The organism is Sphingomonas natans (genome assembly GCF_030546695.1).
In the GTDB taxonomy this organism is placed as follows: domain Bacteria; phylum Pseudomonadota; class Alphaproteobacteria; order Sphingomonadales; family Sphingomonadaceae; genus Sphingomonas_I; species Sphingomonas_I natans.
Genome location: NZ_JAUOTP010000011.1, coordinates 172,477 through 196,799 on the forward strand (window position 1 = coordinate 172,477; position 24,323 = coordinate 196,799).

Sequence of the window (24,323 nt, forward strand, 5' to 3'; positions counted from 1 at the left end):
AATCGGAGTGATTCGTTCCGATTGGGCAGATAGGGACGCGGGCGAGACGGGGCAAGCGCCGGGATCGGCTATTTCGTCGGCCGCGTCGCGATCCAGGTGCCGCAGATCACAGCGACGCCGAGCGGGATATAGCGCCAGTGATCGTGCAGGAAGACGAAGCCCATGATCGCGCTGCCCGTCAGCCCGAGCAGGCCGAACGCCTTGCCCCGCATCGAGATCGCGCCACGCTCGCGCCAGGCGAGGATATGCGGGCCGAACTGGGGATGCTCGATCAGGCGCCTTTCCCATGCGGGATTGCTCCGCGCGAAGAAGAAGGCGGCGAGCAACATGAAGGGGACGGTGGGCAGGAGCGGCAGGAAGATGCCGACGAAGCCGATCGCGACCGAAAGGATGCCGAGGGCGAGATAGACGTGCCGCATCGCCACGAGGTGGCGGGGCGGAGGATCGAACGCAAGCTCGGGCCATTGCCCGGCCGCCGCCGGGCGGGCAAAAGCAGAGCATGGCTCTCTTCCCGCTCGTCCGCCCCATCCTCTTCGCGCTCGATGCCGAGCGCGCGCATCGGCTGACGATCGAAGGGCTGAAGCTTCTTCCCCGCCTCGCCGCGGCCACGCCCGACCCGCGCCTCGCCACGCGCGTCGCGGGGCTCGATTTCCCGACGCCGGTCGGGCTGGCGGCGGGCGTCGACAAGGACGCGGAAGTGCCCGACGCGTTCCTGTCGCTCGGCTTCGGCTTCGTCGAGATCGGCACGCTCACGCCGCTGCCACAGGCGGGCAACCCGAAGCCGCGCCTGTTCCGGCTGGCCGAGGATCGCGCGGTCATCAACCGGATGGGCTTCAACAATGGAGGCCAGGCCGCGGCGCTGGCGCGATTGGCGAAGCGCCCCCGGCGCGGGATCGTCGGCGTCAATGTCGGCGCGAACAAGGATGCGGCCGACCGCATCGCCGATTATGCGACGGGCATCGCGGCGATGGCGCCGGTCGCCGATTATCTGACGATCAACATCTCCTCGCCCAACACGCCGGGCCTGCGCGCGCTGCAGGAAGCCTCCGCGCTCGACGACCTGCTCGCCGGGGCGATGGCGGCGCGGCCCGCGGGCGGCCCGCCGATCTTCCTGAAGGTCGCGCCCGATCTGGCGCCGGCCGACATCGACGCGATCGCGCGCGTCTGCCTCGACCGCCATGTGGACGCGCTGATCGTATCGAACACGACGATCACGCGCGACGGACTGGGGAGCGCGCACGCAGGTGAAGCGGGTGGATTGTCCGGCGCGCCGCTGCAGGCGCTCGCGCTGGAACGGCTCCGCGATTTCCGGAACGCGACCGGCGGCGCGCTGCCGCTGATCGCGGCGGGCGGCATCGCCAGCGGCGAGGATGCCTTTGCCCGCATCCGCGCCGGCGCGAGCCTCGTCCAGCTCTACACCGCGCTCGTCTATGAAGGGCCGCTTCTCGCGCGCCGCATCGCCAGCGAGCTTTCCGCGCTGCTCAAGCGGGACGGCTTTGCGAATGTCGGCGAGGCGGTCGGCGCGGGCTTGTGACGCAGCGCACAATTGCTAGTCTGGCAGCGATGCTGACCCGTCCCCTGCTCGCGCTTGCCGCTGCCTCGCTCGCTTTCTCGTTACCCGCCGCCGCCAAGCCACCGGCAGAGCCGGGGATGGTCTCCGCCGCCGATCCACGCGCGACCGCGGCGGGTGCGGAGATCTTGCGCGCGGGCGGGAGCGCGGCGGATGCGGCGGTGGCGATGATGCTGGCGCTGAGCGTCGTCGAGCCCGGCCATTCGGGGCTGGGCGGCGGCGGCTTCCTCGTCTTCCACGATGCCGCCCGCCACGCGACCGTCACCTATGACGGGCGCGAGGCGGCGCCGAAGGCGGCCGATCCGCACTGGTTCTACGGGGCTGACGGCGAGCCGATGACGCATGCGCAGGCGGTGCCGGGCGGGCGCAGCGTGGGCGTACCGGGCAGCCTGCGGCTGATGGCGGCGGCGCATGCCAAATATGGCAAACTGCCCTGGGCGCGGCTGTTCCAGCCGGCGATCCGGCTGGCGACCGAGGGCTGGGCGATCTCCCCGCGCTTCTACAATTTCATCTCGCGGCCGACGCCGGGGCTGCTCAACGGCTGGCCGGTCCAATATCTCTACGACGCGGACGGCAAGGCGAAGATCGTCGGGACCATACTCAAGAACCCCGAGCAGGCGGCACTGCTGCAGCAGATCGCGACCAAGGGACCCGACAGTTTCTATGCGGGGCCGACCGCCAAAGCGATCGTGGCGACGGTCAACGGCTCCCCGCGCAACCCCTCGAAGATGACCGAGGCGGACCTGGCCGGCTACAGGGTCAAGGAACGGGCGCCGGTGTGCGGGACGTACCGCACCTACCGGATTTGCGGGATGGGGCCGCCTTCGGGCGGGGGCGTCGCGGTTCTGCAGATCCTCAAGCAGCTCGAGCGCTTCGACATGGCGACGCTTGGCAAGGACAATCCCGTCGCCTGGCACCTGTTCGCGGAGAGCTCGCGGCTCGCCTACGCCGATCGCGACGCCTATCTCGGCGATCCCGATCATGTGACGGTGCCGCTCGCGGGGCTGCTCGCCGCCGATTATATCGCCGGCCGGTCGGCGCTTCTGTCCGAGACGGGCAGCATGGCCGTGATCGCGCCGGGCAAGCCGGCCGGCGCGCCGGCGCGGGTGGCGGTGACGCCGGGGCCCGAGCATGGCACGACCGATCTGGTCGCGGTCGATCACGCGGGCAATGTCGTGGAGATCACGACGACGATCGAGAGCGTGTTCGGATCGGGACTGACGACGAACGGCATCTTCCTCAACAACGAACTGACCGACTTCGACACCGTGCCCGATCGCGACGGCTATCTCGCGGCGAACAGCGTGGCGGGGGGCAAGCGGCCGCGCAGCTCAATGTCGCCAACGATCGTCTACAATCCGGACGGGACGGTGCGGATCGCGATCGGCGCGGCGGGCGGCTCGACGATCATCGCGCAGGTCGCCAAGGCGCTGATCGGGGTGATCGACTGGAAGATGAGCGCGCAGGACGCGATCGCGATGGGGCTGATCTTTTCGCCCGGCCAGACCGCGGTGGCGGAAAAGGCGACGCAGGCCGAGACGATGGTGCCCGCCTTGCTGGCGCTCGGCGAGAAGATCGTCGTCGCGCCGCTGGGCTTGAAGGCCAATGCGATCGAATGGGTCGGCGGGCACTGGGTGGGCGCGGCCGATCCGCGCAGCGAGGGCGTGTCGCAGGGCGAGACAGGCGCCGTGGTCGTGCCCAAGAAAGCGGCGGCGATCGAGCGGCCTTCGGAGTAAGCCCCCCCTCCCCGGCTTCGCCGGGCAGGATCAGACGCTTTGTCCGCCGCATCGTCCGGTCTATGAGCGCGCGCAGAGGCGGCGGCCAAGCCGTCCCTGTTTCGCGGAGTCCGGATGTCGCTCGAGCCCTTCCCCAATCTGGTGGCGATGTTCTTCGCCCGTGCCGCCGCCAAGGGCGAGGCGCCCTTCCTGTGGCGCAAGGCCGATGGCGCCTGGAGCGCGATCTCCTGGGGCGAGGCCGCACGGAAGGTAGCGGCGCTCGCGCAGGCGCTGAAGGGGCTCGGGCTGCTGTCGGGCGACCGGGTGATGCTCGTCTCCGAGAATCGGCCCGAATGGCTGATCGCCGATATGGCGATCATGGCGGCGGGCTGCGTGACCGTGCCGACCTATGTGACCAATACCGAGCGAGACCATTCGCACATCGCCGAGAATAGCGGCGCGCGCGCGGCGATCGTCTCCACCACGAAGCTGGCGCGCACCCTGCTGCCGGCGCTCGCGCGCTCCTCCGCGTGCGATACCTTGATCGCGATGGAGGATGTCGGCGTCGGCCGCGTGGGCGCGATCCGCATCCATGACTGGGACGCGCTGATCGCGCGGCAGACGCCCGACGTGGCCGCCTGCGCGCGCGCGGCGAGCTTCCAGCGCGGCGACCTCGCCTGCATCATCTATACGAGCGGCACGGGCGGCGCGCCGCGCGGCGTGCGCCAGCATCATGGCGCGATCCTGCAGAATGTGAACGGCTGCATGGCGATCATCGCCGAGGATTTCCGCGCGAACGACGACGAGATCTTCCTGAGCTTGCTGCCGCTGAGCCACGCGCTGGAGCATTCGGCGGGGCAGTTCCTGCCGATCGGGCTGGGCGGGCAAATCTATTATTCCGAAGGGATCGAGAAGCTCGCCGCCGATATCGAGGCGGTGCGCCCGACGATCATGATCGTCGTGCCGCGGCTGTTCGAATTGCTGCGCGGACGGATCCTGAAGACGGTGGAGAAGGACGGCGGGCTGCCCAAATGGCTGCTCGGCAAGGCGCTGGCGCTGGGCGCGAAGGACAGGATCGGCCTCGCCGACAAGCCGCTCGATTGGCTGCTCGGCGCGACGATCCGGCCCAAGATCGGCAAGCGCTTCGGCGGGCGGATGAAGGCGCTCGTCTCGGGCGGCGCGCCGCTCAGCCCCGAAGTGGGACAGTTCTTCGGATCGCTCGGGCTGATGATCCTGCAGGGCTATGGCCAGACCGAGTCCGGCCCCGTCATCTCGTGCAACCGCCCGCGCGCGGGTATCGATCATGCGACCGTCGGCCCACCGCTGATCGGCACCGACGTGCGCATCGCTAGCGACGGCGAGATCCTCGTGCGCGGCGAATGCGTGATGGCGGGATATTGGAATAACGAGGCCGAAAGCGCGCGCGTGCTGATCGACGGGTGGCTGCATACGGGCGACATCGGCCTGATCGATGCGGCCGGCCGGATCCAGATCACCGATCGCAAGAAGGACCTGATCGTCAACGACAAGGGGGACAATGTCGCGCCGCAGCGGATCGAGGGAATGCTGACGCTGGAGCCCGAGATCGGCCAGGCGATGGTCGCGGGCGACCGCCGCCCCCACCTAGTGGGGCTGATCGAGCCGGACGTGCAGTGGATGCTGGAATGGGCGGCGGCGAACGGCGTGGCGGCGGCCGACGCGCGCGCCTCGACCGGGCTGCATCGCGCGCTGATGGCGGCGGTGGATCGCGTCAATGCCGGCCTGTCGGTGACCGAGAAGGTGCGCCGCATCCTGGTAACCGACGAACCGTTTTCAATCGAGAATGGCGAGATGACGCCCTCGCTCAAGATCCGCCGCCACGTGATCCGCGCGCGATACGGCGCGCGGATGGATGCGTTGTATAAAAGCTGATCGGCCCGCACCTCGTTCGTGCTGAGCCGAATGGAAGCGGTGTGAAAGCGCCGCGCTGGCAACACGTCCTTCGACTACGCTCAGGACGAACGGGGATATGGGAGTGATCGTTCGCGCCAGCGCTACTTCGCTTTCTCATAGGGCGTGAAATCGCCGAGCACGCAGCTGCCGCCTTCGATGCCGGTGGTGAAATCGACGACGCGGGCGATGTCGCCGCGGCACAGCTGGGTCGAGGGCGTGCGCGTCACGATCCCGTTGAAGCTGTTGAGCGACGGGCAGCCATTGACGAAGCGGTTTACGTAGAGCGTGCGGCCGCGCCGATAGACCATGCCGACGCCTTCGATCTTGGTGCTGTCCATGCTCGGCGCGAGCGAGACGCAATTGGTGGGCGTGCCGGCGGTGCGCCCCGCCAGCATCGCCTGCAGCCGGGCCTCGCCGGTCGGACGCGGCGCCGCGGCGGCGCCGGTGGCGATCAGGGCGACGGCAAGGGCGATGATCGGTTTCAACATGGCGGACCTCCTGTGCGACAGGGAACGCGCGGGGCCGTCGATCCGCCCCACGCCTCCGATCTAGCTCCGCCGCGGCCTTCGCCCGCAGCCCGGCGTCACCATTCGCCGATATTGGGCATCGACGCCCAGGGCTCGGCCGGAGGAAGATGCCCGTCCTGGAGCAACTCGATCGAAATATTGTCGGGGGTGCGCACGAACGCCATGTGGCCGTCGCGCGGGGGGCGGTTGATCGTGACGCCCGCGTCCATCAGCCGCTGGCAGGTCGCGTAGATATCATCGACCCGGTAGGCGAGATGGCCGAAATTCCGGCCGCCGGAATAGCCCTGCTGATCCCAATTGTGGGTGAGCTCGACCGCGGCGTCCTCGTCGCCGGGGGCGGCAAGGAAGATCAGGGTGAAGCGGCCTTTCTCATTCTCCATTCGCCGGATCTCGCGCAGGCCGAGCAGTTCGAAGAAGCGGATGGTGGCGTCGGGATCCGAGACGCGGATCATCGTGTGGAGATATTTGGTCATAGCAGCGAGATAGAGCGCGCGGGAAGGCGTTGCCAGATCCTACCGTCCCTACCGCTCATCCTGAGGAGGGACTGAGCTTGTCGAAGTCCCGTCTCGAAGGACCTTCGCCGTTGCAGGTGTCCTTCGAGACGCCATTTCGACAAGCTCAATGGCTCCTCAGGATGAGCGGTGAGGATGGACGCCCTGTTCACCCGTCCAGCGGCAGCGGCGGTTCCTTCTTGGCGACCTCTTCGTTCAAGCCGTGCTTCATCAGCATCGGCACGTTGGCGATCGCGAAGAGCAAGGTCGCGGGGAGCGAGCCCCAGAGCTTGTAGCCGATCCAGAAGCTCGTGCTGCTGTTGCGCCAGACCGCCTCGTTGGCGATGCCGAGCAGGACGAAGAAGAACGCCCAGTTGCGCGTGAGCAGGGTCCAGCCGCGCTGGGTGAGGCCGGGATAGGCCTGGCCGAGGACCAGTTCCAGCGTCGGACGCTTCGCGATCAGACCGTAGAAGAGGATCGCCGAGACGGTCGCGTAATAGGCCGTCGGCTTGATCTTGATGAAGGTCTCGCTGTGCAGCCACAGGGTCAGCCCGCCGAAGACGAGCACCATCACCCCCGAGACGATCAGCATCGCCGAGACGGTGCCGTGGCGCAGCTTCGCCCAGACGATGGCGGCGCCTGTGGCGAGCATGAAGGCCAGAGTCGCGGCCATGACCTTGGCGAGCGGGGCGCCGGGCCAGAGCAGATTGACCGCGAAGAAGACGATCAGCGGGCCGAGATCGAGCCCGAGCTTCACGAAGGGGTTCATCGGCGCAGGCGTGGGTTTGCTGCTCACCGGCGGCGCTCCACGGCGATCGCCTCGATGCCGGCGATGGCGCGAGCGACCTCGCGCGGATCGAACGGGCGCAGATCGTCTATGCCCTCGCCCAGGCCGATCGCGTGGATCGGCAGGCCGAACCTCTCGGCCGCGGCGACGAGCACGCCGCCGCGCGCGGTACCGTCGAGCTTGGTCATCACGAGGCCCGTCACGTTCGCGGTCTCCTTGAACACCTCGATCTGGTTGAGCGCATTCTGGCCGGTCGTGGCATCGAGAACGAGGATCACATTGTGGGGCGCGGCGGGGTTGAGCCGGCCGAGCACGCGGCGGATCTTGGCGAGCTCGTCCATCAGCCCGGCCTTGTTCTGGAGGCGGCCGGCGGTGTCGACGATCAGCGCGTCGATCCCCGTCGCGGTGCCCTGCTTGACGCCTTCGAACACCAGGCCGGCGGCGTCCGAGCCTTCCGAGCCGGCGATGATCGGCACGTCGATCCGCTCGGCCCAGACCTTGAGCTGGCCGATCGCGGCGGCGCGGAACGTGTCGCCCGCGACGAGCATCACCGAATAATCCTGCTCCTGCAGCAGATGCGCGACCTTGGCGATCGTCGTCGTCTTGCCCGATCCGTTGACGCCGATGACGAGCAGGACCTGCGGGCGCGGGAAGGCATCGATCTCGAGCGGCACGGCGACGGGGGCGAGGATCGCCTCGATCTCCTCGGCGACGATCTCGCGCAGGCGCAATTCGGTGAGGCCGAGCGCGAAGCGCTCACCGGCGAGGCGATGGCGGATCCGGCCGGCGGTGGCGGGGCCGAGATCGGTGGCGATCAGCGCCTCCTCGATCGCATCGAGCGTCTCGGCATCGAGCGCGGCCTTGCCGAGCAGCCCGCCGAGATTCTCGCCAAGCTTGTCGGAGGTGCGGCGGAAGCCGCCGACGAGCCGCTCGGTCCAGGGCCTGCTGCTCACGCGACACTTCCCACGAGATGATCGTCCTTCTGGGCTGCGATGCGGACCATGTGGATCGCGCCGGGAGTGGCGCCGTCCGCGATCCGAACCTTGGCGAAATTGGCGGCGTGGCCGGTGCGGCCGTCGCGTTCGATCAGCACGTGCTGGCTGCTGCCGACGAGCGTCTCCAGCCATGCATTGCGCTGGCGGGCGGCGGCGGCGCGCAGGCGCGCGGCGCGCGTGCGGATCACGTCGTGGGGGAGCTGCGGCATGCGCGCGGCGGGCGTGCCGGTGCGCGGCGAGAAAGGGAAGATGTGCGGGTGGACGATATCGCACTCGGCGATCAGCGCGAGGCTGTCGGCGAACATGTCCTCGCTCTCGGTCGGGAAGCCGGCGATGATGTCCGCGCCGATCGCGAGCTCGGGGCGCGCCGCTTTCAGCCGCTCGACCAGGGCGATCGCCTGTCCACGCGCATGGCGGCGCTTCATGCGCTTGAGGATCAGATCACTGCCCGCCTGGAGCGAGAGATGGAGGTGCGGCATCAGCCGGGGCTCGCTTTCGAACAAAGCGATCAGCCGCTCGTCCATTTCGTGCGGATCGAGGCTGGAGAGGCGCAGGCGCGCGAGATCGGGGACGAGGCGGAGGATGCGCTCGACGAGCAGGCCGAGCGTCGGCTGGCCAGGCAGGTCCGCGCCATAAGCGGTGACGTCGACCCCGGTGAGGACGACTTCGCGGTGCCCGGCCGCGACCGCCGCGCGAACGCCCTCGACGACCGCGCCAGCGGGGAGCGACCGGCTTGGCCCCCGGCCCTGCGGAATGATGCAGAAGGTGCAGCTATGGTCGCAGCCATTCTGGACGGGGATGAAGGCGCGCGCGTGCGCGCTTTCCGTCGTCGCGGCGGGGACCGCCTGCGGTGCGGCGAAAGACGGGACATAGAGCGAGGCGTCGGCCTTCGTCGCATTGGCGACGACGTGGCTGACCTCGGCCATCCCCTCGAACGCGGCGCGGTCGATCTCCGAGGCGCAGCCGGTGACGACGATGCGCGCGTCGGGGCGGCGGCGCGCGGCGCGGCGGATCGCCTTGCGCGTCTCGGCGACCGCCTCGTTGGTGACCGCGCAGCTGTTGACGATGACAAGCTCGGTCTCGCCCGCCAGCGCGAGGCGGATCGCCTCGCTCTCGGCGATGTTGAGCCGGCAGCCCAAGGTGATCAGCTCGGGGCCGCTCACAGGCCCCGCGCCTCGCCGGTGAAGACGTGCGCGGCGGGGCCGGTCATCCGGATCGTGCCGCCCGGCGCCCAGGCGATGACGAGCTCGCCGCCGGGCAGCGCGACCGTGACCGGGCTGTGCGCGCGCCCGCTGCGGATCGCGGCGACGGCGGTCGCGCAGGCGCCGGTGCCGCAGGCGCGCGTCAGCCCCGCGCCGCGCTCCCAGACGCGCAGGCGCAGGCGCTGCGGGGATTCGATCGTCGCGACGTTGACGTTGACGCGCTCGGGGAACAGCGCGTCATGCTCGATGAGCGGGCCGAGCCGGTCGAGCGCGACCGCATCGGTATCGGGCACGAAGAAGATGGCGTGCGGATTGCCGACATTGACCGCGATCGGGGCTTCCAGCTCGTCCCACGCGACCGGCAACACCGCGGTATCGACCGGATAAGCGAGCGGGATCGCGTCCCAATCGAAGCGCGGCGCGCCCATGTCGACGGTCGCGCCTTCGCCCTCCGCAATGAGCGCGATGACGCCCCCCGCGGTCTCGACCCGGCTCTCGCCGCCGAGCAACTGCGCGATGCAACGCGACGCATTACCGCAACTCTCGGCCAGACTGCCGTCGGCGTTGAAGAAGGTGATCTTCGCGTCGGCGGTGGCGGAAGGCTCGATCAGGACGAGCTGGTCGCAGCCGATTCCCTCGCGCCGATCGGCGATCGCGCGGGCGCGCGCGGCATCCATCGCGACCGCGCTCTCGCGCGCGTCGATCACCACGAAATCGTTGCCGAGCCCGTGCATCTTGTGGAAGCGGAAGGGTGCGCCCGAGGCCATGGCGCGCGATCTAGGGTCGGGGGCGCGCGAAGTCCATGCGGGCCACACCCGACTGCTCGGTTCGAGCAGCTTCGAGCGAAGCCGAGAAGCGTCCGTCGAGACCGGTTCTCGACAAGCTCGAACCCAACGGCCTTGGCAGGATCAGCGCCCGGTCTGCGCGCGGTGCAGCAGCTTCTGGTCGGCCAGCACCAACGCCATCATCGCCTCCACCACCGGCGCGGCGCGGATGCCGACGCACGGGTCGTGGCGGCCCTTGGTGCGGATGTCCGAGGCCTGACCGTCGCGGCCGATCGTCTCGACCGGGGTCAGGATCGACGAGGTCGGCTTGAGCGCGACGCGGATCACGACCGGCTGGCCGGTGGCGATGCCGCCCGCGACGCCGCCGGCATGATTGGCGAGGAAGATCGGCTTGCCGTCATTGCCGGGGCGCATCGCATCGGCATTGGTCTCGCCGGTCAGGCGCGCGGCGGCGAAGCCGTCGCCGATCTCGACGCCCTTCACGGCGTTGATGCTCATGCATGCCGCGGCGAGTTCGCTGTCGAGCTTGGCGTAGAGCGGCGCGCCCCAGCCGGCGGGCACGCCTTCGGCGACGCATTCGACGATCGCGCCGACGGAAGATCCTGCCTTGCGCGCATCGTCGACGATCTTTTCCCAGCGCGAGGCCGCGGCGGCATCGGGGCAGAAGAAGGGGTTGGCGTCGATTTGCGCATCCTCGAACGTGGCGCGATCGATCGCGTCGCCGCCGAGCTCGACGAGATAGGCGCGGATCCGGATCTCGGGGATCACCGCGCGCGCGACCGCGCCGGCGGCGACGCGCGCCGCCGTCTCGCGCGCCGAGGAACGCCCGCCGCCGCGATAATCGCGAAAGCCATATTTGGCGTCATAGGCATAATCGGCATGACCCGGCCGGTAGGCGAGCGCGACCTCCGAATAATCCTTCGAGCGTTGATCGACATTCTCGATCATCAGGCTGATCGGCGTGCCGGTGGTGCGGCCTTCGAACACGCCCGAGAGGATGCGGACCTGATCGGGCTCCTGGCGCTGGGTGGTGAAGCGCGACGTGCCCGGACGGCGCTTATCGAGCCAGGGCTGGATATCGGCCTCGGTGAGCGCGAGCCCCGGTGGGCAGCCGTCGACGACCGCGCCGAGCGCCGGGCCATGGCTTTCGCCCCAGGTGGTGAAGCGGAAGACCCGCCCGAACGTGTTGTAGCTCATTCGGCGGCCGCAAGATTCCATTCGGGCCCAAACCGCTCGGCCATGTAGCGCGCGGTGCCGAAGCGACCCGCCAGCAGCCCTTCGACCGTGAAATCGGCATCGAGAGCCTCCCAGTGCAGGCCGAAGCCTGCGCCAAGAATTTCGACTTCGCCGATTTGCTCGTCGGTGGCGGATTCCAGCCCCTGGGCAAGCCGGGCGGGAAAAGCGAAGGTGGCGCCGCTGACGAGATCGATCACGATCCGACCGCTCGCGCGATCATACCGAGCCGTGCGAGCGCGAGGCTTGGTGCGCAACTCGATCTCGCCCTTTCGGGAGGCCGAATCATAGTCGGCGTCGCTCAATTCAGCCATGAAGTTCGGTCCAGCGCCGCATCAGAATGTCCCGCGAGTTTCGCACGATCCGCAATGCGCGTCGACTCTCGGCTTTGTTGGCATCGACCGTCCGAACGACCTTCAGCGTCTCGAGCTCGATCTTGCATTCGCCATCGCCAAACACATGAACGTGCGGGCTCGTGATCATCCAGGAAGATCATGACGCGAAAGCCGCCCTTGCGGAGAACGACCGGCATTACGCCAGAGCGATGTCCGGGGCGTCCTCCGCCTTCATGCCGATCACGTTGTAGCCGGCATCGACATGGTGGATCTCGCCGGTCACGCCGCTCGCCAGATCGGAGATGAGATAGAGGCCCGCGCCGCCGACATCCTCGATCGTCACGTTGCGCTTCAGCGGCGAATTCAGCTGGTTCCACTTCATGATATAATTGAAATCGCCGATGCCGCGCGCCGCCAGCGTCTGGATCGGGCCCGCCGAAATGGCGTTCACGCGGATATTCTCCGGGCCCATATCGACCGCGAGATATTTGACGCTCGTCTCGAGCGCCGCCTTGGCGACGCCCATCACGTTATAATGCGGGATGACCTTCTCGGCGCCATAATAGCTCAGCGTCAGCAGCGATCCGCCATTGGGCATCATCGCGCGCGCATGTCGCGCCACCGCGACGAAGCTGTAGGCCGAGATGTTCATCGTCATCAGGAAATTGTCGAGCGTGGTATCGTAGAATTTCCCGCGCAGCTGGCTCTTGTCCGAAAAGCCGATCGCGTGGACGAGGAAGTCGATCGTCGGCCAGCTTTCGGCAAGCTCGGCGAAGGCGCGCGCCATGTCGGCCTCGTCCGAGACGTCGCAGCTGACGAGCAGGGGCACGCCCAGCTCCTGCGCCAGCGGGCGCACGCGCTTCTCCATCGCCGCGCCCTGATAGCTGAAGGCCAGCTCCGCCCCCTGCGCGCTCAGCGCCTTAGCGATCCCCCATGCAAGGCTCTTGTCATTGGCAAGACCCATGATGAGGCCACGCTTGCCTTCCATCAGACCGGCCATCATTCCTCCGTCGAAACCGTCTCTTCGGCGCCCATTAGGCCGCTTTGCGGCTTCTCCGCCAGCGCCGCGTTGAGTTGGGCGCCGATGACGAGCCCCAGACCGACCAGCCAGAAGAACAGCAAGGCGACGATGACCCCCGCCAGGCTACCATAGGTGAGGCCGTAGCCGCCGACCAAGGAGAGGACCGCGGGGAGCGCCATCGTCACGAGGATCCACCAGAGCGCGGTAAAGGCCGCGCCCGGCCATTTCGGGCAGGGCGTGTCGCGATATTTGCTGGGGGTGAGCGAGTAGAAGAGCAAATAGAGCGCCAGAAAGAGCGTCGCGAGCGGGGCGAGGCGGCTCCAGCCGATCCAGCTCAGCACACCATGCGCGAGCGGCAGCAGGCGATAGATGAACTGCTCGACGCCGGTCAGCACGAGCTGGACCGAGAAGGCGATGAAGGTGAGCATCACCGAGCCGAGGATCAAAGCGGCCGAACTCAGCCGATAATGCCAGAAAGGCTTCGAATAGCGCACGCCATATGCGCGGCGCAGGATGTCGCGGATCGTCTCGATGAAATTGCCCGTCGTCCACAGGCCGACGAGGCCGCCCAGCCACAGCAGCCCGCCGGTGCGCTGCGCGAGCACGTCGGCGATCGCCGGGCGGAGCATCTCGCGCACCGCACGCGGCAGATTGCGCAGGAAGCTGTCGATCGCGACGATCGTATCCGGCCCCATCCCCAGCAGGTGCGCGAGCGCGGCGGTGACGATGAAGAAGGGGAAGAGCGAGACCAGAGCGAGGTAAGCAAGGTTGCCGGCGTGGATGAAGCCGTCCGAATAGACGCCGATCGTAATCCTCTTGAGGATCTCATAGACACGCGCGCCGGGGCGCAGATGATCGAGCGAGCGATCCCAGGCGCTGCGCCGCGCGCGTTCCTCGGGCGATTCGGGAGAGATTGGCTGGACCATCCTTCCCCCTTCGATCGCGTCCGCTGGCAGATCGGCTATACGCCGAGACCGGCGCGCGGGTTCCTGTCGGCATCGCCGCTCCACCCCTCGACGAAGGCGCGCAGCGCCTCGTCTTCGGCGGGCAAATCGACCATCAAGGTCACGAGCTGATCGCCGCGGCTGCCGTCACGCTTGTGGAAGCCGCGGCCCTTCAGGCGCAGCACCTTGCCCGAGCTGGAGCCCGCCGGGATCGCCAGCATCACCGCGCCCTCGACCGTGGGGACCTTGATGCGCGCGCCCGTCACCGCCTCGTCGAGGCGGACGGGCAGATCGAGGCGGACATCGTCGCCGTCGCGCTTGTAGAAACGGTGCGGGCGGATCTCGATCGTGACGAGCGCATCGCCCGCGCCGCCGGCGCCGGCCTCGCCCTGGCCGGCGAGGCGCAGCGGCGTGCCGGCGATCGCCTCGGGCGTGAGCTTGAGATCGACGGTCTTGCCCGTGCCGAGCGTGATGCGCTGCGGCTTGAGCGCGGCGGCCTCATCGAGATCGATCGCGAGCCGATAGGCGGCGTCGGCGCCCTTCTGCGGCCGTCCGCGCCCGCCGAAGCCCGAAAAGCCGCTGCCGAAGCCGCCGCGCTGCTGCTTGGCGGCGCCGCCGAACAGACCTTCGAAAATGTCGCCGAAATCGCCCGAAGCTTCGAACTCGGCGCCGCCCGGCCGACCGCGAAAGCCGCCGCCATAGCCGAACGGCATCTTCGGGCTGCCATTCTCATCGATCTCGCCACGATCATATTGAGCGCGCTTGTCCTTGTCGGACAGCAGATCATAAGCCGTCGTCACTTCGGAGAAGCGCGCGGTCGCCGCCGGATTGTCGGCATTGCGATCGGGATGCAGCTCCTTGGCGAGCTTGCGATAGGCCTTCTTGATCGCGGCATCGTCGGCGCCGCGCGAAAGCCCCAGGGTCGTGTAAGGATCAGCCATTGCACCTCCTCTTTCGCAGATGCGAAGCGGCTTCGCCATCGGCAAGAGGCGTTTTTGGTGCAGCTGAAGCTGAACGGCTGCGGCGCCGGCCCGCAGCGCCAGTTGAATCATTATCGGGCACCAGAACGTGTCTGCGGCGTTTCCCGCCCGACTTTCGAACCCGATCAGGAACTTCCATGCGGCCCTATGCCTGCCCCAATTGCTCGCGCCCCAACCATTTCGAGGTGCGCGTCTGCCCGAATTGCGCGTTCACGCTCGGCTACGACCCCGACAGCGACCAATTGCTGTTCCTGGGCGACAATGCGACGACGTGGCGCGACGCGCAGGGCGAGGAGCATGCTTTGCTCGTCTGCCAGAACAACAATGCCTATCAGATCTGCAACTGGCTGGTGCCCGCGGTGGGCAATCAGCCGCTGTGCCTCGCGTGCAAGCACAACCGGACGATTCCCGATCTGACAGCGCCCGACGTGCCCGCGCGCTGGGCGAAGATCGAGGCGGCGAAACGGCGGCTGTTCCACACGCTTCTCTACCTGAAGCTGCCGATCGAGACGGTCGCCGAGGCCGAGGCGAACGGCACCTCGCCGGGCCTGGCCTTCGACTTCCTCTACGATCCGGTCGGCGAGCAGACGGGCACCGTCCAGATCACGACCGGGCACGATGCCGGGCTCGTCACGCTCAACATCCTCGAGGCGGACGACGTCCAGCGCGAGAAGATGCGCGCGGGCTTGGGCGAACCCTATCGCACCCTGCTCGGCCATTTCCGCCACGAAGTGGGCCATTATTATTTCTCGCGGCTGATCGAGGACACGGCCGAGGTCGAGAATTTCCGCGCGGTCTTCGGCGACGAGCGGATCAGCTACGACGAAGCGATGCAGAAGCATTATGGTGAGGGCACCGCGGGCACCTGGTCGAGCGACTATGTCTCGGCCTATGCGACGATGCATCCGTGGGAGGATTTCGCCGAGACCTTCGCGCATCTGATGCACATAATCGATGCGCTGGCGACGATCGGGGGCTTCGGGATGCGGATGCTCAAGTGGCCGGGGCACGAAGAGCAACCCGCGGTCGATTTCGACCCCTATCACGCGCCGACGCCCGAATTGCTCGCCGAATGGGGGCCGTTCGCCTTCGCCGAAAATGCGATCAACCGATCGATGGGCCAGTCCGACCTCTATCCGTTCCACCTGTCGCCCACGATCTCGGCGAAGCTCGATTATATCAACCGGCTGCTCCAGCGCGCCGGCGAGGGCGATATCGCGCCGAAGCTCGGGCAGCAGATCGCGGCCTGAGCTACCTAGCCCAAAGGCTCGACATCAACCGAGACGTCGATCGTCTGGCCGTTGCGGCCGACGAAGACGCCGTCGATCGGGGCGACGTCCGCATAATCGCGGCCGATCGCGGCGACGATGTGATCGGGGCCGACGGTGCAGGCGTTGGTGGGATCGAAGCCGAGCCAGCCGCGCTCGGGGCCGCACCACAGGATGACCCAGGCATGGGTCGCGTCCGCGCCGACGAGCCGCGCCTTGCCGGGCGGCGGGATCGTGCGGAGATAGCCCGAGACATAGGCGGCGGCGAGGCCGGCCGAGCGCGCGCCGGAGATCATGATCTGCGCGAAATCCTGGCAGACGCCGCGGCGTGCGGCAAAGGCCTGCGCGGGGCTGGTATCGAGTTCGGTGGCGCTGCCGTCATATTTGAAGCCGGCCATGATCGCGCGCGCGAGCGCGAGCCCCGCCTCGACGACGCCGCGCTCGGGCCGCAGCTCCTGCGCGCACCAGGCGGCAATTTCGGGGAAGACGCCGATCAGCGGCGAGGGGAAGAGGAAATTGGCGGGCGCGGTGCGGCCGAGATCGCGCGCCTCGCGCGCCAGCCGCGAGGCTTCGGCGACGCTGAGATCGTCGGGCCGCGCCTCGGGGGCGATGCGATCGACGATGATCGTCGAGCGGCTCTCGATCGAGAGTTCGTCGGCGCGCTTGTCGAGCACGAAGCGTTCGCCGAGCACACAATAGCCATTGTCGCGGCCGGGCAGGACCGGCGTCTGCGGATCGATCGCCAGCGCATACTCCTCGACGCGCTGGCCGTCCCAATCGACCGGGTGCAGCCGCAGATTGCAGCGCGCGAAGCGGACCGGCGAATCATAATCGAAGCGCGTCAGGTGGCGGATGGCGTAGCGCATCAGGCGAGCGTCATGCCGGCCGCGCGGATCGTCTCGGCGCCCTGGAGGAAATAACGGCGGCCGATCGCGTCCGACAGAGCCGCGAGCTTGTTCTCGAGGCTGAGCAGGCCGGTGCGCGACATCGCCTCGGCGCGCATTGTCGCGATCGTGAAGCCGAGCTCGGTGGCGGCGGCGACGGGCGCCTCGTCGATCCCGTCGTCGCGCAGCGAGGGCAAGGCGGCGAGATGCTCGCGGATGCGATCGACCTGGAAGGCGACGCTGCGCGGATTGTAAGGATCGAGCGTCATCAGATCGCGCACCGGCACGAGCGCGAGCCCGGTCAGATAGCGCGCGCGATAGCTGATCTGGCTGTCCGAGAGATCGAGCAGGGTCGTCAGATCGTCCGAGGTCGCGGCCTCGGTGGCGAAGGTGCGGACGTAGCGGCAGACCGCAAGCGCGCGCTCGATCCGGCGGCCGAGATCGTGGAAGCGCCAGCCGGCGGTGCGGCCCATATTCTCGGCAGCCAAGCCCGCGAGCGCGGCGAAGCGATCCTGCAGGCTCGCGGCACGCGCCAGCATCGCGCCGGTGTCCTCGGCGGGCGCGGCGGGGAGCGGCATGTCGATGAGCCGCCACACGTCGGCGGCGAGCCGGTCGCGGATCACCTCGGCAATGCCGTGCGCGGCCCCGATCAGGGTGCGGATGCTGGCATAACCGGGCCCGTCGATCGCGGCGGCGGCGAGCTCGGCGAGATCGCGGATCTCGCCCGGCTCCTCATCGTCGCCCTCCGCGTCATCCGCATCGTCGATCCGCGCGGCGCCGGTGGCGATGAGCAGGGTCGCGAGCCGATCGAGCGTGACGGGGACGAGGCTTTGCCCGCCATCGGCGTCGATCGTGCCGCCGAGCGTGGCGCGGACGAGCCGCAGCGTCGCGTCGCCGCGCTCGAGATAGCGGCCGAGCCAGAAGAGATTGTCGGCGGCGCGGCTGGGAAGGGTGCCCGGATTGCGGCGCACCTCGACATGCGCGGGCAGCAAGGAGACGGGCTCGACCGGGTGGAGCGCGACGATGCCGACATCGGCGGAGAAGGCGCCCTCGCCCATCACGGTCGCGCGGACATCGGCGTCGTCGCCGAGCCGCGCGAAGCCGCCGGGCATGACCGACCAGCTCCCGTCCGCCGCGCGCGTGGCGAAGGCGCGCAGCGTGAAGGGGCGCGACACGAGCCGCCCATCCTGGACGACGGGCATCGTCGACAAGCGCACGACCTCGCGCCCGATATAATCCTGCGGGCGCAGCGCGATCGCCTGTTCCAGCGCGGCGCGCGCGGTCCAGTCGATATTGGCACCCAAGGACGCCCCGCCGGGCAGGCCGATCACGGGATCGCCGAAGGCGGGCGCGATCAGCAGATCGTCCATATTCGCGAGCATCTCGGCGCGTGGGCCGTCCTGCCCGCACCACCAGGTCGCGATATTGGGGAGCTTCAATTTCTCGCCGAGCAACTTGCGCGCGAGCATCGGCAGGAAGGCGGCCATCGCCGGCGCCTCCATGATGCCGACGCCGGGCGCGTTGGTGATCACCGCATTGCCCGCGGCGATCACGTCCATCAGCCCGGGCACGCCGATCCGCGAGCTCGTGTCGAACGACAAAGGATCGAGGAATTTGGTGTCGATCCGGCGCCACAAGGCGTCGATCCGCTTGAGTCCCTCGATCGTACGGACGAACAGTTCGTTGCCGCGCACCGCCAGATCATCGCCCTCGACGAGCAGGAAGCCGAGATAGCGCGCGAGATGCGCCTGTTCGGCATAGCTGGGGTTGAAGCGGCCGGGGGTCAGCAGACCGATGCGCGGCGCGGCGCGGCGGCAGACCGCGGCGAGGCCTTCGCGGAAATCGGAGAAGAAGGGGGCGAGGCGCTGGATGTTGAGCCGCGTCTGCAGCGGCCCCATCACCCGGCTCGCGGCGAGCCTATTCTCCAGCGCATAGCCCGCGCCGGCGGGGGCGCGGACATGATCGGCGAGCACGCGCCATTCGCCATCCGGGCCGCGCCCGAGATCGACCGCGTAGATCTGGAGGCGATGGCCGCTGGTCGGCTCCATCCCGATCATCGAGCGCCAGAAGCTGCGGCTGCCCGTGACGAGCGGCGCGGGCAATGTACCGTCGGCGACGAGCCTGGCCGGACCGTAGACGTCGGCGAGCACGGCTTCCATCAGATCGGCGCGCTGGACGACGCCCTCGGCGATGCCGCGCCATTCATCCTCGCCGATCAGCAACGGGAGGGCCGCGGCGGGCCAGGGCCGCTCGCTGGTATCGCCCGGCAGACGAAAGGCGGTGCCGAGATCGTCGACCTGGCGGCCGATCCGGTCCTGCAGGCGCTGCAGCCGGCCTTCGGTGAGCGTCGCGACGCCATCGAACAGATGGTGCCACCAGCGCGCGCCGCGCCCGAGATCGCCGCGCACGACATCGCCAAGATCGGCCTGCGCGACATAGGATTCCAGCCAGCCCTGCCCCCAGGTGGGCATGCCGGGCAGCTGGGCCATGTTAGGCGCCGCGGGCGACATCAGCCGCCAGTCTCAAAACAGACCACATCCGTTCGTTTCGAGCGAAGGTTCGAGCGCAGTCGAGAATAGCAGTCGAGAAGGCTTCTCGACGTTGGCATCTCGACACGCTCGATGCCGCTCGAAGCGAACGGAGAAATCCTCACAGCCCGATCGGCCGGCGCAGATCGAGCGTCATCGGGAATTCGCCGCTGCGCTCCACAGGCGGCATCGCGACGCTGCCCGGCGTATGGCCATGCTCCTGGAAGCGCGACTTGCGGCGACTCTCGGCCTCATAATCGTTGATCGGCACACCTTCGTAGCTGCGCCCGCCGGGATGGCCGACATGATAGACGCAACCGCCGAGCGAGCGGCCGTTCCACGTATCGAGCACGTCGAAGGTGAGCGGCGCGTTCGACTTGAGGCGCGGGTGGAGGCAGTTCGCCGGCTCCCACGCCTTGTAGCGCACGCCGCCGACGCCTTCGCCGGGCGTGCCCGTCTCCGTCATCGGCACGCGGCGGCCGTTGCAGGCGATGACGTGGCGGCCGGGGGTGAGGCCGGTCGCGCGGACCTGCAGCCGTTCGGTGGAGCTGTCGACATAGCGGACCGTGCCGCCGATCGCGCCGGTCTCGCCCAGCACCGGCCAGGGCTCGAGCGCATGCGCGATTTCCAGCGTAACCCCGCCCGCGACGATATGGCCGTGGACCGGGAAGCGGAACTGGCGCTGCGCCTCGAACCAGCTGGGATCGAAATCATAGCCGGCGCCGCGCAGATCGCTCAGCACTTCGAGGAAATCGGCCCAGACGAAATGGCCGAGCATGAAGCGATCGTGGAGCGTCGTCCCCCAGCGGACCAGCCCGCCCGCCTGCGGCTCGCGCCAGAACCAGGCGACCATCGCGCGCAGCAGCAATTGCTGGGCGAGGCTCATCTTGGGCTCGGGCGGCATTTCGAACCCGCGAAACTCGACGAGGCCGAGCCGCCCGGTCGGCCCGTCGGGCGAGAAGAGCTTGTCGATGCAGATTTCGGTGCGGTGCGTATTGCCCGTCACATCGACGAGCAGATTGCGGAACAGGCGATCGACGACCCAGGGCGGCGGCGCCTCGCCGGCATCCGACGCGAACGGATTGGCGACCTGCGCCAGCGCGACCTCCAGCTCGTAGAGCCCATCGTGGCGCGCTTCGTCGATACGCGGCGCCTGGCTCGTCGGGCCGATGAAGAGCCCCGAGAACAGATAGCTGAGCGCGGGATGGCGCTGCCAGTAGAGCACGAAGCTCTTGAGCATGTCCGGCCGGCGGATGAACGGCGAATCCAGCACCGATCGCCCGCCGAGGACGAGATGATTGCCCCCGCCCGTGCCGACCGAGCGGCCATCGACGAGAAACTTGTCCGCGGTCAGCCCGATGCCGCGCGCCATTTCGTAGAGCGCGCTCGTCAGATCGACCGTCTCGTCCCAGGTCGCGGTCGGCTGGACGTTGACCTCGATCACGCCGGGATCGGGCGTGACCTTCAGCACCTGCAGCCGCGGATCGGGCGGCGGCGCATAGCCTTCGACGCGGATCGGGATCCGGCTCGCCTCGGCGGTCGCCTCGATCGCGGCGATCAGCGCGAGATAATCCTCCAGCTCCTCGGTCGGCGGCAGGAAGACCGCGAGATAGCCTTCGCGCGGCTCGACGGTGACCGCGGTGCGCACCGCGCCGTCGATCATCACCTGCTCGACGCGCTCCTGCGCGGCCGCGCCCTCGCTCGCGACCGATTCGGCGCGCTGGTCGCGCACCGCGCCCGCCGTCTCGGCGGGCGCGAGCGGACGCTCGCGGAAATCGGGGAGCGGCGCGACGGCTTCGGTCGTGTCGCGGATATGGTGGTAGGGATAATCGGACTTGGGGACGTGCGGGAGCGATCCCAGGGGCAGGCGATAGCCGACCGCGCTGTCCCCGGGGACGAGGAACAGCTTGCCGCGCCGGACGCGCCACTGCTCGCTGCGCCAGCGGCGCGGCTCGGGCATCTGCGTCGCCTGCCAGGCCTGGATCGGGAGAACATAGCCGACCGGGCGCGAGAGGCCGCGCTCGAACGCGCGCACCATCCGCGCGCGCGCCTCGGGATCCTCGATCTCGGGATCGGTCGGCACGGTGTTATCGGGAAGGTCGGCTTCCTTGAGCGACCATTCGACCGGATCCTCATAAGCCGCCTGGACATAATCGGCGGGCACATCGAGCCGCGCGGCGATGCCCTTCAGGAACTGCTCGGCGGCGTCGGGCGCGAGCGGGGTCGCGCCGTCGAGCGCCTGCGCGAGCAGGCTCGTGTCGCGCCAGACGGGGACGCCGTCGCCGCGCCAATAGACCGAATAGCCCCAGCGCGGCAGGCTCTCGCCCGGATACCATTTGCCCTGGCCGTGGTGGATCAGCCCGCCGGGTGCGAACTTGTCGCGCATCAGCCGGACGAGTTTGTCCGCGTAGGCCGCTTTGGTCGGGCCGACCGCATCGGCATTCCATTCGGGTGCCTCGGGATCGTCGGCGGCGAGGAAAGTCGGCTCGCCGCCCGTCGTCAGGCGCACATCCTGTGCGACGAGATCGGCATCGACCTTGCGGCCGAGCGCATCGAGCGCGAACCAGCGCGCATCGGTGAAGGGCTTCGTGATGCGGACCGCCTCGGCGATGCGCTGCACGTCCATCGCGAAACCGAAATCGGTGTGGACGGGCTCGAGCACCGCGCCCTCGATCGGGGTCGCGGAGCGATAATGAGGCGTGGCGCAGAGCGGGATATGGCCTTCGCCCGCGAACAGGCCCGAGGTCGGATCCATGCCGACCCAGCCTGCGCCCGGCACATAGGCCTCGGCCCAGGCGTGGAGATCGCACACATCCTGCGCGACCCCCTTGGGGCCATCGACCGGGATCACGTCGGGGGTCAGCTGGATCGAGTAGCCCGAGACGAAGCGCGCGGCGAAACCGAGCCGTCGCAGCAGATTGACGAGCAGCCAGCTGGAATCGCGGCACGATCCGGTGCCGATGCAGAGCGTCTCCTCCGGCGTCTGCACGCCCGCCTCCATGCGGATCACATAGCCGACCGCCTCGTTGACCGCGCGGTTGAGCTCGACGAGGAAATCGATCGTCCCCATCTCGACCGACTTGAAGCGTTCGTAGAGCGAATCGAAGAGCGCGCCCTGCGGTTCGCACTCGAAATAGGCCGAGAGATCGTTTTCGAGATCGGCGGCGTAGGCGAAGGGCCGCTTCGTCGCATAATCCTCGACGAAGAAGTCGAACGGATTGATCACCGCGAGATCGGCGATGAGATCGACCGTCACGCGGAATTCCTGCGTGGGATCAGGAACCACGATCCGCGCCAGCCAATTGCCGTGCGGATCCTGCTGCCAATTGATGAAATGCGCCTCGGGCAGGATCGTCAGCGAATAATTGGGCACGTTGGTCCGGCTGTGCGGCGCGGGGCGCAGCCGGATCGTCTGCGGCCCGAGCATGACCGGGTGATCGTAGCGATACGAGGTCAGATGATGGAGCGCGGCCTGAATCATGCCCGCGCTTGCAGCACAGCGCCCGGGTGGGGGCAAGCGCGACGCGCGGGATCAGTCCTCCAGCATCGCCGCGAACGCAGGGCTGAGATGCTCGATCGGACGAGGACCGGCGCGGATGACGATGCGCGCGGCGATCCGCTTTTCGGTGGCCAGCGCGATGCCGCGCGCGGGGCCAAGCGTGGTCAAAGCCGTCGCCCAGCCATCGGCGAGCATCGCGCTTTCGTGGATGACGCTGACCGAGATGACGCCGGCAGCGAGCGGCCGGCCGGTCGCGGGATCGATCGTGTGCGCGCCGCGCCGGTAATCGCCCGAGGTCGCCACGGCCAGTTCGTGGAGCGCGATGTGGAGGGGGGCCAGGCGCATTCCGGGGGGCGATTCCAGCGCGACCCACCAAGGCTCGCCATCGGGCCTGACCCCGCGCCCGACGAGCTCGCCGCCGATCTCGACGAGGAAATGGCGGATGCCGCGCTCGGCGAGCAAAGCGGCGACCGCATCGACCGCATAGCCCTTGGCAATGCCCGACAGATCAAGCCAGAGGCCGCCGGGCTGGCGGAGACGGCGCGCGGCGGGATCGAAGGTGAGGCGTCGCCAGCCCGATTCGGCCTGCGCGGCGGCGAGATCATCGCCGGCGGGAACACTCGCGCCGAAGCCGAGCAAAGCTGCGGCACGGCCGAGCGTGGGATCGAAGGCGCCGTCGCTCTGCTCGGCGATTGCGAGCGCGCAGGCGATGACCGTGGCGAAATCGGGCGGCAGATCGGCCCAGCTGCCCGCCGGCGCGCGGTTGAAGCGCGAGAGGTGCGAGTCGGGCTCCCACTGGCTCATCTCGGCGACGAGGCCGGCCAGCCGCGCGAGGATGTCGCGGCGGAGCGCGGCGGGATCGAGGTGGGGCGGACGCGCGAGGCGCACCCGCCACCCCGTGCCCATCGTCTCGCCCGAAAGATCAACGATCCGCGCATAGGGATCGCGGCCGGCGATCGCCGCCGCCGACAGAAGCGGCGGCAGCGCGACGCGGGCGTCCCCACCCGTCGTCAGGGCGTCGCCACCTCGATCGTCGCGGCATAGGTCATCCGCCGCTGCTGCGCCTTCGGCTCGGCGGGATGCGCGTCCTCGGCCGCCGCGCCGACCCATGTCATCCCCGCCATCGGCCATTTGATCGCGACGACGCCGTCGGCGCCGGTAACCAGCTCCAGCGTACCCGTATCCTCGCGATAGCGATCTCCGCCGGGAATGACCGTGACCTTCACGCCCGCCGCCGGCTTGCCGTCGATCAGGAAGCGGAAGCGCGACGTCTCACCCGCGGCCGCCGCATTCGGGTGCGTCAGTGGCTCCATCTCGAGCGCCTTGCCGGCGGGCTTGAACAGGCTCGTCGTCGGCTCGCCCTGCGTGACGAAGGTCTCGATCGTGGCGACCATCTCGGTCAGCTTCACGTCGGTCGCCTCGGGCGGGATATCCTTAAGCGCGATCGGCGGCAGACGGCGGGGGCCGCCCGGACCGCCCGGACCGCCGGGGCCACCCGGACCGCCTTCGCCGCCGCCCGGACCACCGGGGCCACCGGGGCCGCCGGGACCACCGCCCTCGCCGGGGCCGCGCATGCCCATGCGACCGCCTTCGCCGCCGGGTCCGCCCGCGCCGGGGCCACCCGGGC

22 protein-coding genes are annotated in these 24,323 nt (G+C 68.8%); 4 read left to right on the forward strand and 18 right to left on the reverse strand.

The window, feature by feature from the left end:
• Positions 1–68: 68 nt before the first annotated feature.
• Positions 69–419, reverse strand: a complete 351-nt coding sequence (locus Q4F19_RS20060) for a YbaN family protein (RefSeq protein WP_303546468.1) — start codon at positions 417–419, stop codon at positions 69–71.
• 80 nt (positions 420–499) lie between these two features.
• Between Q4F19_RS20060 and Q4F19_RS20065 the strand changes: the two genes are divergently transcribed.
• The 3 genes from Q4F19_RS20065 to Q4F19_RS20075 all read left to right on the forward strand — a co-directional run bounded on the left by Q4F19_RS20065 (position 500) and on the right by Q4F19_RS20075 (position 5,196).
• Positions 500–1,534 (forward strand): quinone-dependent dihydroorotate dehydrogenase, encoded by a 1,035-nt coding sequence (locus tag Q4F19_RS20065; RefSeq protein ID WP_303546415.1) that lies wholly within the window; start codon positions 500–502, stop codon positions 1,532–1,534.
• 29 nt (positions 1,535–1,563) lie between these two features.
• On the forward strand, positions 1,564–3,306 hold the full coding sequence (ggt, locus tag Q4F19_RS20070; protein ID WP_303546417.1) for a gamma-glutamyltransferase: 1,743 nt from the start codon (positions 1,564–1,566) through the stop codon (positions 3,304–3,306).
• Between the two features lie 114 nt (positions 3,307–3,420).
• Positions 3,421–5,196 (forward strand): AMP-dependent synthetase/ligase, encoded by a 1,776-nt coding sequence (locus Q4F19_RS20075; RefSeq protein ID WP_303546418.1) that lies wholly within the window; start codon positions 3,421–3,423, stop codon positions 5,194–5,196.
• A gap of 122 nt (positions 5,197–5,318) precedes the next feature.
• On the opposite strand, the gene Q4F19_RS20080 is transcribed toward Q4F19_RS20075, so the two are convergent.
• The 12 genes from Q4F19_RS20080 to Q4F19_RS20135 form a co-directional block, all read right to left on the reverse strand.
• Positions 5,319–5,705, reverse strand: a complete 387-nt coding sequence (locus Q4F19_RS20080) for a hypothetical protein (RefSeq protein ID WP_303546420.1) — start codon at positions 5,703–5,705, stop codon at positions 5,319–5,321.
• A 95-nt stretch (positions 5,706–5,800) separates the two neighbouring features.
• On the reverse strand, positions 5,801–6,217 hold the full coding sequence (locus Q4F19_RS20085; protein ID WP_303546421.1) for a VOC family protein: 417 nt from the start codon (positions 6,215–6,217) through the stop codon (positions 5,801–5,803).
• A 187-nt stretch (positions 6,218–6,404) separates the two neighbouring features.
• Complete coding sequence (locus Q4F19_RS20090) at positions 6,405–7,031, reverse strand: inner membrane-spanning protein YciB (RefSeq protein WP_303546423.1); 627 nt, start codon at positions 7,029–7,031, stop codon at positions 6,405–6,407.
• Positions 7,028–7,975: a signal recognition particle-docking protein FtsY gene (gene ftsY / locus Q4F19_RS20095; protein WP_303546425.1), complete on the reverse strand. Its 948-nt coding sequence runs from the start codon at positions 7,973–7,975 to the stop codon at positions 7,028–7,030. The genes Q4F19_RS20090 and ftsY overlap by 4 nt, the downstream gene beginning before the upstream one ends.
• The gene (mtaB, locus tag Q4F19_RS20100; RefSeq protein ID WP_303546427.1) at positions 7,972–9,180 is read right to left on the reverse strand and encodes a tRNA (N(6)-L-threonylcarbamoyladenosine(37)-C(2))-methylthiotransferase MtaB; all 1,209 of its coding nucleotides are present in this window, start codon (positions 9,178–9,180) and stop codon (positions 7,972–7,974) included. Before mtaB ends, ftsY begins: the two co-directional genes overlap by 4 nt.
• Positions 9,177–9,986: a diaminopimelate epimerase gene (gene dapF / locus Q4F19_RS20105; protein WP_303546428.1), complete on the reverse strand. Its 810-nt coding sequence runs from the start codon at positions 9,984–9,986 to the stop codon at positions 9,177–9,179. The genes mtaB and dapF overlap by 4 nt, the downstream gene beginning before the upstream one ends.
• A gap of 141 nt (positions 9,987–10,127) precedes the next feature.
• Entirely contained in the window at positions 10,128–11,201 is a 1,074-nt protein-coding gene (gene aroC, locus Q4F19_RS20110; RefSeq protein WP_303546429.1) for a chorismate synthase, read from the reverse strand.
• Positions 11,198–11,551 (reverse strand): DUF2442 domain-containing protein, encoded by a 354-nt coding sequence (locus Q4F19_RS20115; protein WP_303546430.1) that lies wholly within the window; start codon positions 11,549–11,551, stop codon positions 11,198–11,200. The genes aroC and Q4F19_RS20115 overlap by 4 nt, the downstream gene beginning before the upstream one ends.
• On the reverse strand, positions 11,544–11,720 hold the full coding sequence (locus Q4F19_RS20120; protein WP_303546431.1) for a DUF4160 domain-containing protein: 177 nt from the start codon (positions 11,718–11,720) through the stop codon (positions 11,544–11,546). Before Q4F19_RS20120 ends, Q4F19_RS20115 begins: the two co-directional genes overlap by 8 nt.
• A 48-nt stretch (positions 11,721–11,768) precedes the next feature.
• Positions 11,769–12,572 (reverse strand): enoyl-ACP reductase FabI, encoded by an 804-nt coding sequence (fabI, locus tag Q4F19_RS20125; RefSeq protein WP_303546432.1) that lies wholly within the window; start codon positions 12,570–12,572, stop codon positions 11,769–11,771.
• Positions 12,572–13,519, reverse strand: coding sequence for a YihY/virulence factor BrkB family protein (locus tag Q4F19_RS20130; protein ID WP_303546433.1), 948 nt, complete (start codon positions 13,517–13,519; stop codon positions 12,572–12,574). The genes fabI and Q4F19_RS20130 overlap by 1 nt, the downstream gene beginning before the upstream one ends.
• 35 nt (positions 13,520–13,554) lie before the next feature.
• Positions 13,555–14,478, reverse strand: a complete 924-nt coding sequence (locus tag Q4F19_RS20135) for a DnaJ C-terminal domain-containing protein (protein ID WP_303546435.1) — start codon at positions 14,476–14,478, stop codon at positions 13,555–13,557.
• A 176-nt stretch (positions 14,479–14,654) separates the two neighbouring features.
• Here Q4F19_RS20135 and Q4F19_RS20140 point away from each other — a divergent pair, with 176 nt between their 5' ends.
• Entirely contained in the window at positions 14,655–15,767 is a 1,113-nt protein-coding gene (locus Q4F19_RS20140; RefSeq protein ID WP_303546437.1) for a zinc-binding metallopeptidase family protein, read from the forward strand.
• A gap of 5 nt (positions 15,768–15,772) precedes the next feature.
• Here the strand turns inward: Q4F19_RS20140 and Q4F19_RS20145 are convergent, their stop codons facing one another.
• The 5 genes from Q4F19_RS20145 to Q4F19_RS20165 form a co-directional block, all read right to left on the reverse strand.
• Positions 15,773–16,651 (reverse strand): transglutaminase family protein, encoded by an 879-nt coding sequence (locus Q4F19_RS20145; RefSeq protein ID WP_303546438.1) that lies wholly within the window; start codon positions 16,649–16,651, stop codon positions 15,773–15,775.
• The gene (locus Q4F19_RS20150) at positions 16,651–19,158 is read right to left on the reverse strand and encodes a circularly permuted type 2 ATP-grasp protein (protein ID WP_303546439.1); all 2,508 of its coding nucleotides are present in this window, start codon (positions 19,156–19,158) and stop codon (positions 16,651–16,653) included. The genes Q4F19_RS20145 and Q4F19_RS20150 overlap by 1 nt, the downstream gene beginning before the upstream one ends.
• A gap of 160 nt (positions 19,159–19,318) precedes the next feature.
• Entirely contained in the window at positions 19,319–22,678 is a 3,360-nt protein-coding gene (locus Q4F19_RS20155; RefSeq protein ID WP_303546441.1) for a transglutaminase family protein, read from the reverse strand.
• A 51-nt stretch (positions 22,679–22,729) separates the two neighbouring features.
• On the reverse strand, positions 22,730–23,602 hold the full coding sequence (locus Q4F19_RS20160; protein ID WP_303546470.1) for an FAD:protein FMN transferase: 873 nt from the start codon (positions 23,600–23,602) through the stop codon (positions 22,730–22,732).
• A gap of 104 nt (positions 23,603–23,706) precedes the next feature.
• On the reverse strand, positions 23,707–24,323 hold a 617-nt coding region (locus Q4F19_RS20165), incomplete at its 5' end, for a DUF4198 domain-containing protein (protein ID WP_303546443.1).

What these genes read in the sequence shown, in the direction of transcription:
- Q4F19_RS20135 (WP_303546435.1), bottom strand. Translation starts at nt 14,478, where the DNA reads ATGGCTGATCCTTACACGACCCTGGGGCTTTCGCGCGGCGCCGACGAT.
- Q4F19_RS20145 (WP_303546438.1), bottom strand. Translation starts at nt 16,651, where the DNA reads ATGCGCTACGCCATCCGCCACCTGACGCGCTTCGATTATGATTCGCCG.
- Q4F19_RS20120 (WP_303546431.1), bottom strand. Translation starts at nt 11,720, where the DNA reads ATGATCACGAGCCCGCACGTTCATGTGTTTGGCGATGGCGAATGCAAG.
- Q4F19_RS20150 (WP_303546439.1), bottom strand. Translation starts at nt 19,158, where the DNA reads ATGGCCCAGCTGCCCGGCATGCCCACCTGGGGGCAGGGCTGGCTGGAA.
- aroC (WP_303546429.1), bottom strand. Translation starts at nt 11,201, where the DNA reads ATGAGCTACAACACGTTCGGGCGGGTCTTCCGCTTCACCACCTGGGGC.
- Q4F19_RS20065 (WP_303546415.1), top strand. Translation starts at nt 500, where the DNA reads ATGGCTCTCTTCCCGCTCGTCCGCCCCATCCTCTTCGCGCTCGATGCC.
- Q4F19_RS20140 (WP_303546437.1), top strand. Translation starts at nt 14,655, where the DNA reads ATGCGGCCCTATGCCTGCCCCAATTGCTCGCGCCCCAACCATTTCGAG.
- Q4F19_RS20085 (WP_303546421.1), bottom strand. Translation starts at nt 6,217, where the DNA reads ATGACCAAATATCTCCACACGATGATCCGCGTCTCGGATCCCGACGCC.
- fabI (WP_303546432.1), bottom strand. Translation starts at nt 12,572, where the DNA reads ATGGCCGGTCTGATGGAAGGCAAGCGTGGCCTCATCATGGGTCTTGCC.
- Q4F19_RS20080 (WP_303546420.1), bottom strand. Translation starts at nt 5,705, where the DNA reads ATGTTGAAACCGATCATCGCCCTTGCCGTCGCCCTGATCGCCACCGGC.
- Q4F19_RS20115 (WP_303546430.1), bottom strand. Translation starts at nt 11,551, where the DNA reads ATGGCTGAATTGAGCGACGCCGACTATGATTCGGCCTCCCGAAAGGGC.
- Q4F19_RS20160 (WP_303546470.1), bottom strand. Translation starts at nt 23,602, where the DNA reads ATGGGCACGGGGTGGCGGGTGCGCCTCGCGCGTCCGCCCCACCTCGAT.
- Q4F19_RS20060 (WP_303546468.1), bottom strand. Translation starts at nt 419, where the DNA reads ATGCGGCACGTCTATCTCGCCCTCGGCATCCTTTCGGTCGCGATCGGC.
- Q4F19_RS20130 (WP_303546433.1), bottom strand. Translation starts at nt 13,519, where the DNA reads ATGGTCCAGCCAATCTCTCCCGAATCGCCCGAGGAACGCGCGCGGCGC.
- Q4F19_RS20075 (WP_303546418.1), top strand. Translation starts at nt 3,421, where the DNA reads ATGTCGCTCGAGCCCTTCCCCAATCTGGTGGCGATGTTCTTCGCCCGT.
- dapF (WP_303546428.1), bottom strand. Translation starts at nt 9,986, where the DNA reads ATGGCCTCGGGCGCACCCTTCCGCTTCCACAAGATGCACGGGCTCGGC.
- ggt (WP_303546417.1), top strand. Translation starts at nt 1,564, where the DNA reads ATGCTGACCCGTCCCCTGCTCGCGCTTGCCGCTGCCTCGCTCGCTTTC.
- Q4F19_RS20155 (WP_303546441.1), bottom strand. Translation starts at nt 22,678, where the DNA reads ATGATTCAGGCCGCGCTCCATCATCTGACCTCGTATCGCTACGATCAC.